We start from the raw sequence: 15,507 nt of genomic DNA, 5'->3' as shown, positions 1-15,507 counted from the left end.
CCGGCAGGGCGCCGACGCTGCGCGACGGGCCCGCAGGCCCGTCGATTCGTCTGAAGGGAAATTGCCGTCTCACGACGGCAGCAGCATCACGCGACGCGCTTGACCGACTTGCCGGCAGCGTGATCAAGGAAGCGCTCGCGGATCGATTTCGCGATGCCCGCGGCATCAAGACCACATTGCGACAGCAGCTTCGCCGGATCGCCATGATCGATGAAGCGGTCGGGCAGGCCCAATTGTAGAACGGGCTTGATCACCCCGCTCTCAAGGAGGGCTTCCACGCAGGCTGAGCCCGCACCGCCCATCACACAGCCTTCTTCGACCGTGACGATGGCGTCGTGCGTTTCGGCGAGCCTGCGAACCAGCTCGGCGTCGAGCGGCTTCACGAAGCGCATGTTCGCGACAGTAGCGTCGATCTGCTCACCCGCAGCCAGCGAAGGCGCGACCATCGTGCCGAACGCCAGAATCGCGATACGCTTGCCAGCCGACTGCGACGTCTCGCGACGGATTTCGCCCTTGCCGAGCGGAATCGCGGCCATCTGCTTGACCGTCGCCACGCCCGTGCCCGCGCCACGCGGATAACGCACGGCCGTCGGATTCGGCTGTTGCAGCGCCGTGTAGAGCATCTGACGGCATTCGTTTTCGTCCGACGCAGCCATCACCGTCATGTTCGGGATGCAGCGCAGGAACGCGAGATCGTATGCGCCCGCGTGCGTCGCGCCATCAGCACCGACGAGGCCCGCGCGGTCGATTGCGAACACCACCGGCAGGTTCTGCAGCGCGACGTCGTGGATCAACTGGTCGTACGCACGTTGCAGGAACGTCGAATAGATCGCGACGACAGGCTTCATGCCCTCAGCGGCGAGACCGCCAGCGAATGTCACCGCGTGCTGCTCGGCGATGCCGACGTCGAAATAACGATCCGGATAGCGCTTCTCGAACTCGACCATGCCCGAGCCTTCGCGCATTGCGGGCGTGATGCCGACCACGCGCGCATCGAGTTCCGCCGCGTCGCACAGCCATTCGCCGAACACCTGCGTGTAGGTCTTCTTCGACGGCGTGGTCGCAGGCTTGATGCCTTCAGCCGGATTGAACTTGCCCGGGCCGTGATACAGCACCGGATCGGCTTCGGCCAGCTTGTAGCCTTGGCCTTTCTTCGTCACGACGTGCAGGAATTGCGGACCGCGCAGTTCCTTGATGTTCTGCAGCGTCGGGATCAGCGAATCGAGATCGTGACCGTCGATCGGCCCGATGTAGTTGAAGCCGAACTCTTCGAACAGCGTAGCCGGCACGATCATGCCCTTCGCGTGCTCTTCGAGCTTGCGGGCAAGGTCGAGCATCGGCGGCGCGACGCGCAGCACGCGTTCGACGCCTGCACGCGCGGCAGCGTAGAAGCGGCCCGACATCAGACGCGCGAGATGGCGATTCAGCGCGCCCACCGGCGGCGAAATCGACATGTCGTTGTCATTGAGGATGACGAGCAGCGGCACGTCGTCCTCGACGCCCGCGTTGTTCATCGCTTCAAACGCCATGCCGGCCGTCATCGCGCCGTCGCCGATCACGGCGATGCCCATGCGGTTGTCGCCCTGCAGCTTGCTCGCGACCGCCATGCCGAGCGCAGCGGAGATCGACGTGCTCGAGTGCGCCGTGCCGAACGTGTCGTATTCCGACTCGTCGCGCTTCGGGAAACCCGAGATGCCACCCTGCTGACGCAGCGTGTGCATCTGGTCGCGGCGGCCCGTCAGGATCTTGTGCGGATAGGTTTGATGGCCGACGTCCCAGACGATCCGGTCGCGCGGGGTATCGAACACGTAATGCAGCGCGATGGTCAGTTCGACCGTCCCGAGATTGGACGACAGGTGGCCGCCCGTCTTCGAGACGCTGTCGAGCACAAAGGCACGCAACTCGTCTGCAAGCGGTTGCAATTGGCGGCGATCGAGGCGGCGCAGGGCTGCCGGGTCGTCGATGGTTTTCAGCAAGTCGTACATCGTCGTTCCATTGTAGGAAAACTTACGCGCCCGCACTTCGTAACGCGCACCCCACGTGAATCGTGCGCGGCGGCGGGCTTTCGCGTTTTTAACTCACCCGGTCTACGACCAGGTCAGCGAGCTCGGCCAGACGCTGCGCACGCGCGCCAAAAGGCACGAGTGCGTTGTGTGCGTCCGTGCGTAGCTGTGCGGCAAGCGCACGCGACGCATCGAGCCCAATGATCGACACGTAGGTCGGCTTGCCGTCCTTCGCGTCTTTACCTGCGGTTTTGCCGAGCGTGGCGGAATCGGTCGTCACATCGAGAATGTCATCGACGACCTGAAACGCCAGGCCCACAGCAGCGGCATACACGTCCAGCGACTTCATTGCATCCACCGACGGCGTCGTGCCCGCCAGCGCACCCATCCGCACCGAGCCACGCAGCAACGCGCCGGTTTTCATCCGGTGCATCGTTTCGAGCTGCGCGCGCGTCAGCGTATGGCCGACGCTCGCCAGATCGATCGCCTGACCGCCGGCCATGCCGATCGAGCCGCTGGCCAGCGCCAGTTCACGCACGAGCGCGGCCTGTTGCGCGGGCGCGAGCACAGCGTCCGTCAGCGTAACGAAAGCCTGCGACTGCAGCGCATCGCCAACGAGCAGTGCTGTCGGTTCGTCATATTTGACGTGTACCGTCGGCTTGCCGCGACGCAGTGCGTCGTCGTCCATACACGGCATGTCGTCGTGAACGAGCGAGTAGACGTGGATCATTTCGAGCGCGCACGCCGCCGCATCGAGGCATTCGGGACGCGCATCCGTCAACTCACCGGCGGCATGAACGAGCAGCGGACGTACGCGCTTGCCGCCACCGAGTACGGCGTAACGCATTGCTTCGTGAAGCGTGGCGGGTTCAGTCGTCTGTACCGGCAGGTAATGATCGAGTGCCGTCTCGACGCGATCGAGTACCGATCGCATCCATTGTTCGAAAGTCATAGGTCGTCTCCGCTCTCCCCAGCGGCTGTGCCTGCGGCGTTCGTCGGCAGCGGCTTGAGCGTCTCGCCATCGAGAACGCGAACCTGCTGCTCGACCTTTTCCAGTTGCTGCTGACAGAAGGCCACGAGTGTCGCGCCGCGCCGATAAGCGGACAACGATTCCTCGAGGCTCAGACTGCCGCCTTCCATGCGTCCGACAAGACCTTCGAGCTCCGCCACCGCCGCCTCGTAGTTGTCGGGCAGCGGCACGCCGCTTGCGTCCTGTACAGGTGCTACAGCGGTGTCGTTCGATGCGGTCTTCGCCATGAGTCGTCGCAAAATTAAAACAAGTCGGACATTCTACGGCAAAAGCGCAAATCCCGACCCGATCGTGGGCTCAGGCCAACTATCCGACAGCTTGCACCCGATAGAAAAAAAGCGGTCGATTGCACGGCGAAATTGGCAACTTTCGTAACAATTTTGACCCAAATCAGGCACTTAAGCGCCCCAGGAAAGGGGAAACGGGTATAATCGCGGGCTCCCTAAATCGAATCTTCGATGGTTGGGTTGTTCACTGCTTTCACGTTTTCATCGGGAGTGGGAATGTCCAATCTGAGCAATGCATTGCAGCTGAAGTCTGTTCACAGCCAGTTGCCAGTCACGGCTTACTTTGACGAAGCGCTTCTTACGCGCGAAATCGACACCCTTTTCAGGAAAGGTCCTCGCTACATCGGCCACGATCTCATGGTGCCCGAAGCGGGGAATTATTTTGCCTTGCCCAGCGAGAGCGAGGGGCGTGTGCTCGTCCGTAACCAGCAGTCGCAGGTCGAACTGCTGTCGAACGTGTGCCGACACCGCCAGGCAATCATGCTCAACGGCCGCGGCCAGACGGAGAACATCGTCTGCCCCCTGCATCGCTGGACGTATGACCTGAACGGTCAACTCCTTGGCGCACCCCATTTCGCTGACAACCCCTGCCTGAATCTCGGCGCCACGCCGCTGCAGAACTGGCAGGGCCTGCTGTTCGAGTCGCAGGGGCGCGACGTCGCGAAAGATCTGGCACGGCTCGGCACGAAGCGGCATTTCGACTTTTCGGGCTTCATGTTCGATCACGTCGAAGTCCACGAGTGCAACTACAACTGGAAGACCTTCATCGAGGTCTATCTGGAGGATTACCACGTCGCGCCGTTCCATCCGGGCCTCGGCAGCTTCGTTTCGTGCGACGACCTGACGTGGGAATTCGGCGAGTGGTACAGCGTGCAAACAGTCGGCGTCCACAAGGATCTCGAACAGCCGGGCAGCCCGACCTACCGCAAGTGGCACGACGAAGTCCTGCGCTTCCGCAACGGCACGCCGCCGGAGTTTGGCGCAATCTGGATGGTGTACTACCCGGGCATCATGATCGAGTGGTATCCGCACGTGCTGGTGGTGTCGTGGCTGATTCCGCGTGGTCCGCAGAAAACAACGAACGTCGTCGAGTTCTATTACCCTGAGGAAATCACGCTCTTCGAGCGGGAATTCGTCGAAGCCGAGCGCGCCGCCTATATGGAAACGGCCCGCGAGGACGACGAAATCGCCGAACGCATGGACGCCGGGCGCCGCGCGCTGATGGAACGCGGCGAATCGCAGGTCGGGCCGTATCAGAGCCCGATGGAAGACGGCATGCAGCACTTCCACGAGTTTCTGCGCCGCGAACTCGGCGCGATCTGATCAGCAGTCGCCCATTGCGGGCAGGCAAGTGCGAATCGACGGAAAGACGGGCTTCGGCCCGTCTTTTTTTGTTTAGACTAACAACGTCAGCCGGCCGCGCCGGAAACGCCAGTCTCAGGAGTTGTCATGCCGCACACTCACTACACCACGCTGATCTCAGCCACGAACCTCGCGGAATGCCTCGCCGCCGCACCGGGCAGCGTGCTGGTCTTCGATTGCCGCTTCGATCTGGGCGATACGGACGCTGGCGAGAAAGCTTACGCCGCCGGACATATCGCCGGCGCGCAGTATCTGCACGTCGATCGCGACCTGTCCGGTCCGAAGACGGGCACCAATGGGCGCCATCCGCTGCCCGATCGGGCGAAGCTGGTCGAAACGCTCGCCGCGCATGGGCTCTCGAATGGGAAGCAGGTTGTGGCTTATGACGCGCAGGGTGGGATGTACGCGGCGCGTCTCTGGTGGCTGCTGCGCTGGGTCGGCCACGATTCGGTTGCGGTTCTCGACGGCGGACTACCGGCCTGGGAGGCCGCGGGGCACCCGCTGACACAGGACATTCCGGCGAAAACAAAGGGGAATTTCACGCCTGGCGCGCCGCTTTCGGTGACAACCGACGCGCAGGCCATCCTCCGCAATCTGACTGTGCATGAACTGACGGTCGTCGACGCGCGCGCGCCGGACCGTTATCGCGGCGAAAACGAGACGATCGATCCGGTCGGCGGGCACATTCCGGGCGCACTGAACCGCTACTTCAAGGACAACCTGACCACCGACGGCCGTTTCAAGCCGGCGCACTCGCTACGCGAAGAGTTTGGCACGCTGCTGGCGGCCACCACGCCGGATCGCGTCGTGCTGCAGTGCGGCTCGGGCGTGACCGCCTGTCACAACATACTCGCCATGGAAGTGGCCGGTCTGCACGGCGCGGCGCTTTATCCTGGCTCGTGGAGTGAGTGGAGTGCGGATCCTTCGCGGCCGGTGGCGACCGGGGCAAATCCGTAAGCCACACTGGTTCAGGTCACGTCAGGCAACAACAAAAGCGCCGCTGCGAGCGGCGCTTTTGCTTTCCAGGGACCAACGTCACTGAAACAAGTGTGCTCCGGGCGCAATGTGCGCAGTTCAAGCGACGCCATGCTGCCTGAACCACGCCTGCGCACGACGCCAGCCGTCCTCGGCATCGGCCTTGCGATAGCTCGGACGATAATCAGCAAAGAACGCATGCCCAGCATCGTCGTACACGACGAACTGCGAGCCACTCGCTGGCGGCGGATCCTGCGCGATTGCCTGCTTCATTTGCTCAAGCGTGTCCTGCGGGATGCCCTGATCCTGCAGCCCGTACAGGCCCAGCACCGGCACGCGCAGATTGCCTGCCAGATCGAGCGGATTTGCCGGCGTCATCTGCGTCTTGTCGCCGGCCACACGCCCATACCAGGAAACCGCCGCCTTCACGTGAGGATTGTGCTCAGCGTACAGCCACGCAATCCGGCCGCCCCAGCAGAATCCGTTGATGCCCACCCGCTTCAGATCGCCGCCATGCTCGCCCGCCCAGGCGAGCGTTGCATCGAGATCACCCATCACCTGATCGTCCGGCACCTTCGACAGAAGCTGATCGCTCAATTGCTGGACCGTCGGATAGGCCATCGGATCGCCCTGGCGCGTGAACAGATCGGGCGCGATCGCCAGATAACCGAGTTTGGCAAAGCGCCGGCAGACATCGGCGATATGTTCGTGCACGCCGAACGCCTCGTGGATGACGATGATCACCGGCAGATGCGTCTTGCCCTTAGGCTGCGCGCGGTACGCCGGCACCAGCGTGTCGCCGGACCGCACGCCGATCTCGCCGGCTTCGAGCCCTTCTGTATCGGTGTGGATGGTCTGAGCGGAGACCGGCAGCACGGCGGCCGCGAAACCCGTGCCGAGCGCGGCCTTGATGAACGTGCGGCGATTGAATGGAACGTGAGGCACCAGACTGTCGACATCGGGGTTCAGCATACGGGCTCCTGGTGACCGGCGAGGTGGAGGCGACAGGATACAACTGCCGACAACCCCGCTGCAGAAGCCCGCGAACCCGTCGTAAAGCTCGACGATGCTCAGTGAAGCTTGACGCGCGGCAACGTCGAGCGACGCAGCCAGTGCGCGAACGTATCGAGCACCATCCGCGGATAGCCGTGAAGCGCGGCAATATGCAGACGATACAGCGACATGTACATGAATCGCGCGAACAGCCCTTCGATCAGCATGTTGCCGCCGATCACGCCGCCCATCAGGTTGCCGACAGCGCTGAAGTGCCCCAGCGACACCAGCGAGCCGAAGTCGCGATAGGTAAATTCAGGCAGCGGCCTGTTCTCGAGCCGCGCGGCAAACGACTTCATCAGAAAACTCGCCTGCTGGTGTGCCGCCTGCGCGCGTGGTGGCACATTGCGCTCGTTGCCAGGCCATACGCATGCTGCGCAATCGCCGAGCGCGAAGATGTTGTCGTCGATTTCGGTCTGCAGCGTACGGCGCACCGACAGCTGGCCCAGTCGATTGACAGGCAGGCCATCGAGCTGGCCCAGGATTGCCGGCGCCTTGATGCCCGCGGCCCATACGGTCAGATCGGCGCGCACAGTCTGGCCGCTCGCCGTGCGCACGATGCCAGGCGCCACTTCCGCCACCGTCTCGCCGATCATTACCTTCACGCCAAGCTTGGTCAGCAGTTCGGCGGTCGCCGTCGAGACGCGCTCCTGCAACGCCGGCAGAATGCGCGGCCCTGCCTCGATCAGCACGATACCGACGTCGTGACGCGGGTCGAGCTTGTGCAGGCCATACGCGGACAACACCTGCGCCGTATTGCGCAGTTCCGCCGACAATTCGACGCCCGTCGCGCCACCGCCGACAATCGCCACCTGAATGCGCGGTTCCGTCGAAGGCGATGTGCCGGGCCCGGATTCGACGCACTCATGCGCCTGGTGCTCCGCACGCATGCACGCCGCGATCAGACGTTTGCGAAAGCGCTCGGCCTGGCTGACGGTATCGAGCGCGATCGAATACTCAGGCGCACCCGTGACGCCGAAGAAAGCCGTCGTACTGCCGATCGCGATGATCAGCGTGTCGTATTCGAGGTCGCGTTGGGGAAGAAGCTCAGCGCCGTCGTCGTCCGCGACGGCTGAGAGTGTGATGCGCTTTGCCGTCCGGTCGAGCCCGGCCAGTTCGCCCTGCTGGAACTCGAAGCCGTGCCAGCGCGCCTGCGCCGCGTATTCGAGTTCCTGCGTGAACGGATCCATGCTGCCGGCCGCCACTTCATGCAATAGTGGCTTCCAGATGTGAGTCGGATAGCGGTCGACCAGCGTCACCTGCGCTTTCGCCGCGCTCTTCTTGCTGTTCGAAGCGTAGCGATCACCAAGACGTGTCGCCAGCTCCAGACCGCCTGCCCCGCCACCAACGATAATGAAACGATGCATCGAGACTCTCCGTGCTTACCGGGGGTTGTGCGTCAGGGGACGGCGCAGGTCGCGTATGAATACGCCATCCGCCACCGGCCGTCCTTTAACGATTGTCTGCGAGCAACGCGCTTTGTCACAAGCCATCAAATCACATGTGTGTCATGTGCGCGACGATATCGTGCCGCTTCGGCACCGGTCAGCGCTTCATCAATGCGCCTCTTCCCAGTTCGCGCCCGCGCCGACTTCCGCGACGAGCGGCACCTTTAGCTGGGCCACGCCGCACATGAGCTCAGGCAAACGCTTGCGCACCTCGGACAGTTCGCTGTCTGGCACTTCGAGGATCAGTTCATCGTGGACCTGCATGATCATGCGCGTGCCGATCTTCGAATCTTCGATCCAGTTCTGCACAGCGATCATCGACAGCTTGATCAGGTCAGCCGCCGTGCCCTGCATCGGCGCGTTAATCGCGGCGCGTTCCGCCGCCTGGCGACGCGGACCATTGCCACCATTGATCTCAGGCAGCCACAGACGCCGGCCGAACACCGTTTCGACGTAACCCTTCGACTTGGCGCTCAGGCGTGTTTCGTCCATATAGCGCGCGACACCCGGATAGCGCTGGAAATAGCGGTCGATATACAGCTTCGCCGCATCACGCGTGATGCCGAGGTTCGACGCAAGACCGAACGAGCTCATCCCGTAGATCAGACCGAAGTTGATCACCTTCGCGATCCGCCGCTGGTCGTTCGACACTTCGATCGGCGTCACCGTGAACACTTCGGCAGCCGTTGCGCGGTGGATGTCTTCGCCCTGCGCGAATGCGCGCAGCAACGATTCGTCGCCCGAGATGTGCGCCATGATGCGCAGCTCGATCTGCGAATAATCCGCCGACACGAGCTTGTGTCCCGGCTTCGCAATAAACGCTTCGCGGATACGCCGCCCTTCGGTCGTGCGCACGGGAATGTTCTGCAGGTTCGGATCGTTCGACGCCAGCCGCCCCGTCACTGCGACGGCCTGCGCATAGTTCGTATGCACGCGGCCGGTCTCTGCGTTCACCATGCGCGGCAGCTTGTCGGTATAGGTCGACTTCAGCTTCGACAGCCCGCGATGTTCGAGCAGGATCTTCGGCAACGGATAGTCTTCGGCGAGCTTCTGCAGCACGTCTTCATCGGTTGAAGGTGCGCCGCTCGGCGTTTTCTTGACGACCGGCAGTTCGAGCTTCTCGAAGAAAATCTGGCCGATCTGTTTCGGCGAGCCAAGATTGAATTCGCCGCCGGCCAGCACATACGCTTCAGTTTCGAGCTCGACCAGACGCGTCGCGATCTGGGCGCTTTGAATACGCAGCTTTTCGGCGTCGATCAGCACGCCCGTGCGCTCCATCTTGCGCAATACACGTGCGGTCGGCAGCTCGATCGCGCGATAGACGTGATCGAGGTCTTTCTCCGCCGCGATCTGCGGATACAGCGTCTGATGCAGACGCAACGTGATATCGGCGTCTTCGGCTGCGTATTCGGCGGCCTGTTCGAGCGCGACTTCGTCGAAGCCGATCTGGCCTGCGCCCTTGCCCGCGACATCTTCATACTTGATCGTCTTCAGACCAAGATGACGCAGCGCGAGGTTATCCATGTCATGCGGACGATGCGACTCCAGCACATACGACTGCAGCAGCGTGTCGTGCTCGATGCCGTTCATCTCGATGCCGTAATTCGCGAACACCTGTTCGTCGTACTTCAGATGCTGGCCGACCTTCTTTCTGTCAGCGCTTTCGAGCCACGGCTTGAGTTTTGCGAGTACTTCATCGCGCGGCAGCTGCATGGGCGCATCCGGCCCGCGATGTGCTACCGGAATGTACGCGGCCTTGCCCGGCTCAACGGCAATCGACAAACCAACCAGTTGCGCCGTCATCGGATCGAGCGACGTGGTTTCCGTATCCAACGCGGTGATCTCCGCGGCATTGATCTTTGCGAGCCACGCGTCGAACTGCTCCCACGTTTGCACTGTGGCGTATTCGCGCTCGCCCGGACCTTCGATGGTCGGTGCGGGCGGCGCATCGGTCTCAGGCCCTTCAACCGCATCGGCGATTTCCACTTCGCGCAGCCACGTCTTGAAGCCGTGACGCGTGAACACGTTGCGTAGTTCCTCGCGTGATTCCGGGCGCGCAGGCAGCGTTTCCGCGATCGACACGACGTGGTCTGCCAGGTCGCAATTCGTGTCGACGGTGACGAGCTTTTTCGCCATCGGCAGAAAATCGAGCGCCCGTCGCAGATTGTCTCCTACCGCACCTTTGATTTCGTCCGCGTGTGCGACGATGCCATCGAGCGTTTCGTATTGCGTGAGCCATTTGATGGCCGTCTTCGGACCGCACTTCTCGACGCCAGGCACGTTATCGACGGTATCGCCGATCAACGACAGATAATCGACGATCCGCTCCGGCGGCACGCCAAATTTGGCGATCACCCCGGCACGGTCGAGCGTTTCGTTCGTCATCGTGTTGATGAGGGTGACATGATCCGTCACGAGCTGCGCCAGGTCTTTATCACCCGTCGACACGATCACGTTCATACCGTGTTTTTCAGCGGCGCAGCAGAGCGTGCCGATGACATCGTCGGCTTCGACGCCGTCGATCATCAGCAACGGCCAGCCGAGCGCGCGCACGGCGACGTGAATCGGCTCGATCTGCTTCGACAGATCATCGGGCATCGAGGGCCGGTTCGCCTTGTAGTCCGGATACCAGTCGTCGCGAAACGTTTTGCCCTTGGCATCGAACACGCACGCGCTATACTCTGCCGTAACTTCCTTGCGCATGCGGCGAAGCATGTTGATCATTCCGTAGAGCGCACCCGTGGGCCCGCCGTCGGGGCCGCGCAGATCAGGCATCGCATGGTAGGCGCGGTACAGATAACTCGAACCGTCCACCAGTAGAAGGGTCTTACCTTCCAGCCCAGTTCCCGGCTTGGTTTTCAGATCAGTTTCCAGGACTCGTTCTTCAGGCATTATGAACAAAAGAAAGTTGATTCCGAGTCTGCGATCACTCGCAGATCAAGAGCGCGCGACAGCCAAGAAGGCCCGCGCATCGTGGCAGATGTTCACGATTATGGCAGAGTTTATCGAGGCGACCGAGTACCTCTCGGAGATCCGCCCGGCTGTGAGCATCTATGGCTCAGCGCGCCTGAAACCGAACTCGCCCTACTACAAACTCGCCACGCAGATCGCGCGCAGACTGTCCGACGCGGGCTTTGCTGTGATCTCCGGTGGCGGTCCCGGCATCATGGAAGCGGCCAATAAAGGCGCTCATGCAGGCAAGGCGCCTTCGGTCGGCCTGAACATCGAACTGCCGCACGAGCAATCGGGCAACCAGTGGCAGGACATCTCGCTGCGCTTCCGTCACTTCTTCACGCGCAAGGTCACGTTCGTGAAGAACTCGGATGCGGTGATCGTGATGCCGGGTGGCTTCGGCACACTCGACGAACTCGCCGAAGTGCTGACGCTCATCCAGACGAAGAAGTCGCGTCACGTGCCGATCATTCTCGTCGGCGGCGAATTCTGGAGCGGTCTGCTTGGGTGGTTCAAAGATTCGCTGGTGCCGATGGGTCTCATCAATCCCGACGACATGAACCTGATGCAGGTCATCGACGACCCGGAACAGGTGCTCGAAGCCGTGCTCGCGTTCTATGAAGATCGCGACGAAGGCGAACAGCCGCCGGCGAAGTCGGACGAAGACCGGATGTTCTATCTCTGATGCTGGCGGGTGCTTAACGGGTGGCCATGTGCTGCCCGTTTTGTCATTCAGGCCCGGCCTGCGATTCGAGCCAGCGGCAAAACTGCGCGACGAGCGGCGCGTCAGCCACTTCGCGCCGCGCGACCCACCAGTAGCCCCGCGCATCGATGCGCGGGCCGTCGAGCGGCACCACCAGGCGTCCTGAAGCCAGTTCCTCCGCCAGCAACGGCAACGGCCCGAGCGCCACGCCGAGACCATCCACTGCAGCCTGCAACGCAAGATAGAAGTGATCGAAAGACTGCTTCTTGCGGCACTTCGCCTTCACACCCGCTGCGGCAAGCCAGTTACGCCATGCATCCGGACGCGTGTCCGAATGCAGCAGCACGTGCTTCGCGAGATCGTCAGCGACGTTGATCGGCGAGCGCTGCAGCAAGGCGGGACTGCATACAGGTATCTCCGTCTCCTCAAGAAAATGGCCGCTTGCGCAGTTGGACCAGTGCGCAGGCCCGCGCCGCACAGCCACATCGAAGTTCTCGAGCGTTTCGACGGGTGCGTTCGAGGTGGCCAGCCGCAACTCCACGTTAGGCGCCATGCGCTGGAACTGGCTCAGGCGCGGCAGCAGCCATTTCATCGCGAACGTCGGCAACGCATTCACACGCAGCACATGCACTACACCCGTATCGCGAAGCTGTTCCGTCGCGATCGCGATGCTGTCGAACGCGGCCTGCACGGTGGCGAGGTAGCGGCGGCCGTCGTCGGTAAGCCGTACGCGCTTGCCGTTGCGATGAAACACCTGCACACCGACCCATGCTTCGAACGCCGCAACCTGACGGCTGATTGCACCGTGCGTCACATAGAGTTCGTCAGCGGCGGCCGTAAAGGTTTCGTGCCGTGCAGCGGCCTCAAAAGCGCGCAGCGCGGCAAAGGGAGGAAGTTCGCGAGCCATGCTTGTGATTCTAGATCACAAGGCGACGCCGCAAAAATCGTTTTGCGCAAAGGATGAAGCGCGCTAACCTCCACAGCTTCAGACCTCACCGCGATCGAACATGAATCACGACACTGCCGCCACAGCGCTGGCGCCGACGCCGGGCCTCGGCGACCTGTTTCGCGGCTTTCTCGGCCTCGGTCTGATCTCGTTTGGCGGCGCGCTGCCGCATGCGCGACGCGCGCTCGTGGAACAGCGACGCTGGCTGTCTTCCGCCGAATTCACCGATCTGCTGGGCCTCTGCCAGTTTCTGCCCGGTGGAAATGTCATTAACCTTTCAGTCGCGGTCGGCATGCGCTTTCGCGGCGTGTCCGGCGCGCTCGCCGCTGTGCTTGGCCTGATAGCAGGGCCATCGCTTATCGTCATCGCGCTCGGCGTGTTCTATGAACGCACGCAGAATGACCCACACGTACGGCACCTTTTCGCCGGACTCTCCGCTGCCGCAGCGGGTCTGCTCGTCGCGATGTCCGTGAAAATCCTGCTGCCGCTGCGTCGCGACCCCGCTGCCGCGACCATCGCGGCGATCGGCTTCATTGCGATCGCGATCCTGCGTTTTCCATTGCTGCCGACGATGCTCGTTCTCACACCACTCAGCATTCTTGTCGCCGCGAGGGCCGCACGATGATCGATACCCTCATCTCACTCGCCGCGATTTTCAGCCAGCTGTCGCTGCTCGCGTTCGGCGGCGGCAACACGATTCTTCCTGAGATGCAGCGGCAGGTGGTCGATGTGCATCACTGGATGCCCGCCAGCGAATTCAGCGCATTGTTCGCGCTTGCGCAGGCCGCACCGGGTCCGAACCTGATGGTGGTGACGCTCGTCGGCTGGCATGTGGCAGGCTGGGCGGGAATGCTCGTGACATCGGTGGCGAAGTTCGGGCCGTCGTCGGTGGTGACGATTCTCGTGCTGCATGGATGGGAGCGTTTCAAGGACCGCCCGTGGCGCGCGATGGTGCAGAAGGCGCTCATACCTGTCACAGCGGGGATCGTCGCGGCGAGCGCCGTGCTGATCGCACAGGCGTCGGACACGACGTGGATCGCGTGGATCACTACCGGCGTGTGCGCCGCGCTCGCGTGGCGCACACGGATCCATCCGCTGTGGTTGCTGGCCGCCGGCAGCCTCATCGGCCTGACGGGATTCGGCCAGCTCTGATCCTCACGCAAAACTTTACGGAAACCCGCGTTACTGGAACGCGACCTCGGCGAAGCTGCGCAGCTTGCGGCTATGCAACCGATGCAACCCGTTGGTCCGCAGAATTTCCATCGCTTTCACGCCGATCTGCAAATGCTGGTCGACCTGCCCGCGATAGAACTGGTCCGCCATGCCGGGCAGCTTCAGTTCACCGTGTAGCGGCTTGTCCGACACGCACAGCAACGTGCCATACGGCACGCGGAAGCGGAAGCCGTTTGCCGCGATCGTCGCGCTTTCCATATCGAGCGCGACCGCGCGGCTTTGCGACAGCCGCTGCACCGGCTCGCGATGATCGCGCAGTTCCCAGTTGCGGTTGTCGACGCTCGCCACCGTGCCCGTACGCATCACGCGCTTAAGTTCGATGCCCTCGAGCTTCGTCACTTCGGCGACCGCGCGCTCCAGCGCAACCTGCACTTCCGCGAGCGCCGGAATCGGCACCCACAGCGGCAGATCGTCATCGAGTACGTGATCCTCGCGCACATAGCCGTGCGCGAGCACATAGTCGCCAAGCCGCTGCGTGTTACGCAGGCCAGCGCAGTGGCCGAGCATGATCCACGCGTGCGGACGGAGCACCGCAATGTGATCAGTAATCGTCTTCGCGTTCGACGGACCGACGCCGATGTTGATCATCGTGATGCCGCTGCCGTCGGCGCGCTTCAGGTGATAGGCGGGCATCTGCGGCAGACGCGGCGGCGCAGTGCCTTCGTCCTGCTGCTCGCCAATATTCGCGTTGTACGTGACCACATCGCCTGGCTCGACAAACGACGTGTATTCGCTGCGATACGCGCGCAGATCTTCGTCATCGGTGTGCGCCATCATCGTGCGGCCGAGCTTCACGAACTCGTCGATATAGAACTGGTAGTTCGTATACAGCACGTAATTCTGCACGTGCGTGGGCGACGTCGCCGTGTAGTGCTTCAGCCGATGCAGCGAAAAATCGACGCGCGCCGCCGTGAACAGCGCAAGCGGATGCGGCTCGCCCGGCGGCGGTTCATACGTCCCGTTGACAATGCGATCGTCGAGCAGCGCGAGATCGGGCGTATCGAACACGTCGCGCATCGCGAGCAGACGGTCGCGGTCGAGATCGCCTTCCAGATGAATACCTTCCGCGAACGCGAAGTGAATCGGAATCGGATGCTGCGATACGCCGACTTCGATCGCGACATGATGGTTCTTCGTCAGCAGACGAAGCTGCTCACGATAGTAGTTGCCGAACAGGTCGGGCCGCGTCACGGTTGTTTCGAACACGCCCGGGCCAGCGACAAAACCGTATGAGCGGCGCGAATCGACATGCGTGTTGACCTCGGTGCGGATGCGCACGAACGGATAGCACGCCCGCACGCGGCGTTCGAACGGCTCGTTGCGGCGGTAGCGCGCGAAGGCGTCGCGCAGGAACGAGGTGTTGGCTTCGTAAATGGCGGACAGACGCGTGACCGCCTCGGTGGCGTCTTCGAATGACTCGGTCGGGAAGTCGCTGGCGGGCGTCTGCACAGTGCGCGGGGTCGTGTCGTTGTTCATCTTCAATTGCCTCATTTGATGAGACGACATTACCACGGA

At 62.5% G+C, this 15,507-nt stretch carries 13 protein-coding genes; 5 read left to right on the top strand and 8 right to left on the bottom strand.

Annotation, left to right across the window (positions count from 1 at the left end; all coding sequences use genetic code 11):
* Positions 1–86: 86 nt before the first annotated feature.
* From dxs to P3T21_RS01540, 3 genes are all read right to left on the bottom strand, one after another.
* A complete protein-coding gene (gene dxs, locus P3T21_RS01550) occupies positions 87–1,985 on the bottom strand; it encodes a 1-deoxy-D-xylulose-5-phosphate synthase (protein WP_429254169.1) in 1,899 nt (632 codons plus the stop codon).
* Positions 1,986–2,073: 88 nt separating this feature from the next.
* Complete coding sequence (locus tag P3T21_RS01545) at positions 2,074–2,955, bottom strand: polyprenyl synthetase family protein (protein WP_429254168.1); 882 nt, start codon at positions 2,953–2,955, stop codon at positions 2,074–2,076.
* Complete coding sequence (locus P3T21_RS01540; protein WP_429254167.1) at positions 2,952–3,260, bottom strand: exodeoxyribonuclease VII small subunit; 309 nt, start codon at positions 3,258–3,260, stop codon at positions 2,952–2,954. The genes P3T21_RS01545 and P3T21_RS01540 overlap by 4 nt, the downstream gene beginning before the upstream one ends.
* 276 nt (positions 3,261–3,536) lie before the next feature.
* Here P3T21_RS01540 and P3T21_RS01535 point away from each other — a divergent pair, with 276 nt between their 5' ends.
* Positions 3,537–4,643, top strand: coding sequence for an aromatic ring-hydroxylating oxygenase subunit alpha (locus tag P3T21_RS01535; RefSeq protein ID WP_429254166.1), 1,107 nt, complete (start codon positions 3,537–3,539; stop codon positions 4,641–4,643).
* A gap of 126 nt (positions 4,644–4,769) precedes the next feature.
* On the top strand, positions 4,770–5,639 hold the full coding sequence (locus P3T21_RS01530; protein WP_429254165.1) for a sulfurtransferase: 870 nt from the start codon (positions 4,770–4,772) through the stop codon (positions 5,637–5,639).
* 117 nt (positions 5,640–5,756) lie between these two features.
* Here P3T21_RS01530 and P3T21_RS01525 read toward each other — a convergent pair whose 3' ends face one another.
* From P3T21_RS01525 to polA, 3 genes are all read right to left on the bottom strand, one after another.
* Positions 5,757–6,629: a dienelactone hydrolase family protein gene (locus P3T21_RS01525; protein ID WP_429254164.1), complete on the bottom strand. Its 873-nt coding sequence runs from the start codon at positions 6,627–6,629 to the stop codon at positions 5,757–5,759.
* 98 nt (positions 6,630–6,727) lie between these two features.
* Positions 6,728–8,077, bottom strand: a complete 1,350-nt coding sequence (locus P3T21_RS01520) for an NAD(P)/FAD-dependent oxidoreductase (protein ID WP_429254163.1) — start codon at positions 8,075–8,077, stop codon at positions 6,728–6,730.
* Between the two features lie 189 nt (positions 8,078–8,266).
* Positions 8,267–11,050 (bottom strand): DNA polymerase I, encoded by a 2,784-nt coding sequence (gene polA / locus P3T21_RS01515; RefSeq protein ID WP_429254162.1) that lies wholly within the window; start codon positions 11,048–11,050, stop codon positions 8,267–8,269.
* Position 11,051: 1 nt separating this feature from the next.
* Between polA and P3T21_RS01510 the strand changes: the two genes are divergently transcribed.
* Positions 11,052–11,795 carry a TIGR00730 family Rossman fold protein gene (locus P3T21_RS01510; protein ID WP_429254161.1) on the top strand — a complete coding sequence of 248 codons (744 nt, stop codon included), beginning with the start codon at positions 11,052–11,054 and terminating at the stop codon, positions 11,793–11,795.
* Positions 11,796–11,838: 43 nt separating this feature from the next.
* Here P3T21_RS01510 and P3T21_RS01505 read toward each other — a convergent pair whose 3' ends face one another.
* The gene (locus P3T21_RS01505; RefSeq protein WP_429254160.1) at positions 11,839–12,720 is read right to left on the bottom strand and encodes a transcriptional regulator GcvA; all 882 of its coding nucleotides are present in this window, start codon (positions 12,718–12,720) and stop codon (positions 11,839–11,841) included.
* Positions 12,721–12,820: 100 nt separating this feature from the next.
* Between P3T21_RS01505 and P3T21_RS01500 the strand changes: the two genes are divergently transcribed.
* Positions 12,821–13,384 carry a chromate transporter gene (locus P3T21_RS01500; RefSeq protein WP_429254159.1) on the top strand — a complete coding sequence of 188 codons (564 nt, stop codon included), beginning with the start codon at positions 12,821–12,823 and terminating at the stop codon, positions 13,382–13,384.
* The gene (locus P3T21_RS01495; RefSeq protein ID WP_429254158.1) at positions 13,381–13,911 is read left to right on the top strand and encodes a chromate transporter; all 531 of its coding nucleotides are present in this window, start codon (positions 13,381–13,383) and stop codon (positions 13,909–13,911) included. Before P3T21_RS01500 ends, P3T21_RS01495 begins: the two co-directional genes overlap by 4 nt.
* Before the next feature lie 30 nt (positions 13,912–13,941).
* On the opposite strand, the gene P3T21_RS01490 is transcribed toward P3T21_RS01495, so the two are convergent.
* Positions 13,942–15,468, bottom strand: a complete 1,527-nt coding sequence (locus P3T21_RS01490; RefSeq protein WP_429254157.1) for an AMP nucleosidase — start codon at positions 15,466–15,468, stop codon at positions 13,942–13,944.
* Positions 15,469–15,507 lie beyond the last annotated feature (39 nt).

Origin of the sequence: Paraburkholderia sp. GAS334, assembly GCF_050436625.1 — a bacterium.
In the GTDB taxonomy this organism is placed as follows: domain Bacteria; phylum Pseudomonadota; class Gammaproteobacteria; order Burkholderiales; family Burkholderiaceae; genus Paraburkholderia.
This window is presented reverse-complemented; position numbering and strand designations above follow the sequence as displayed.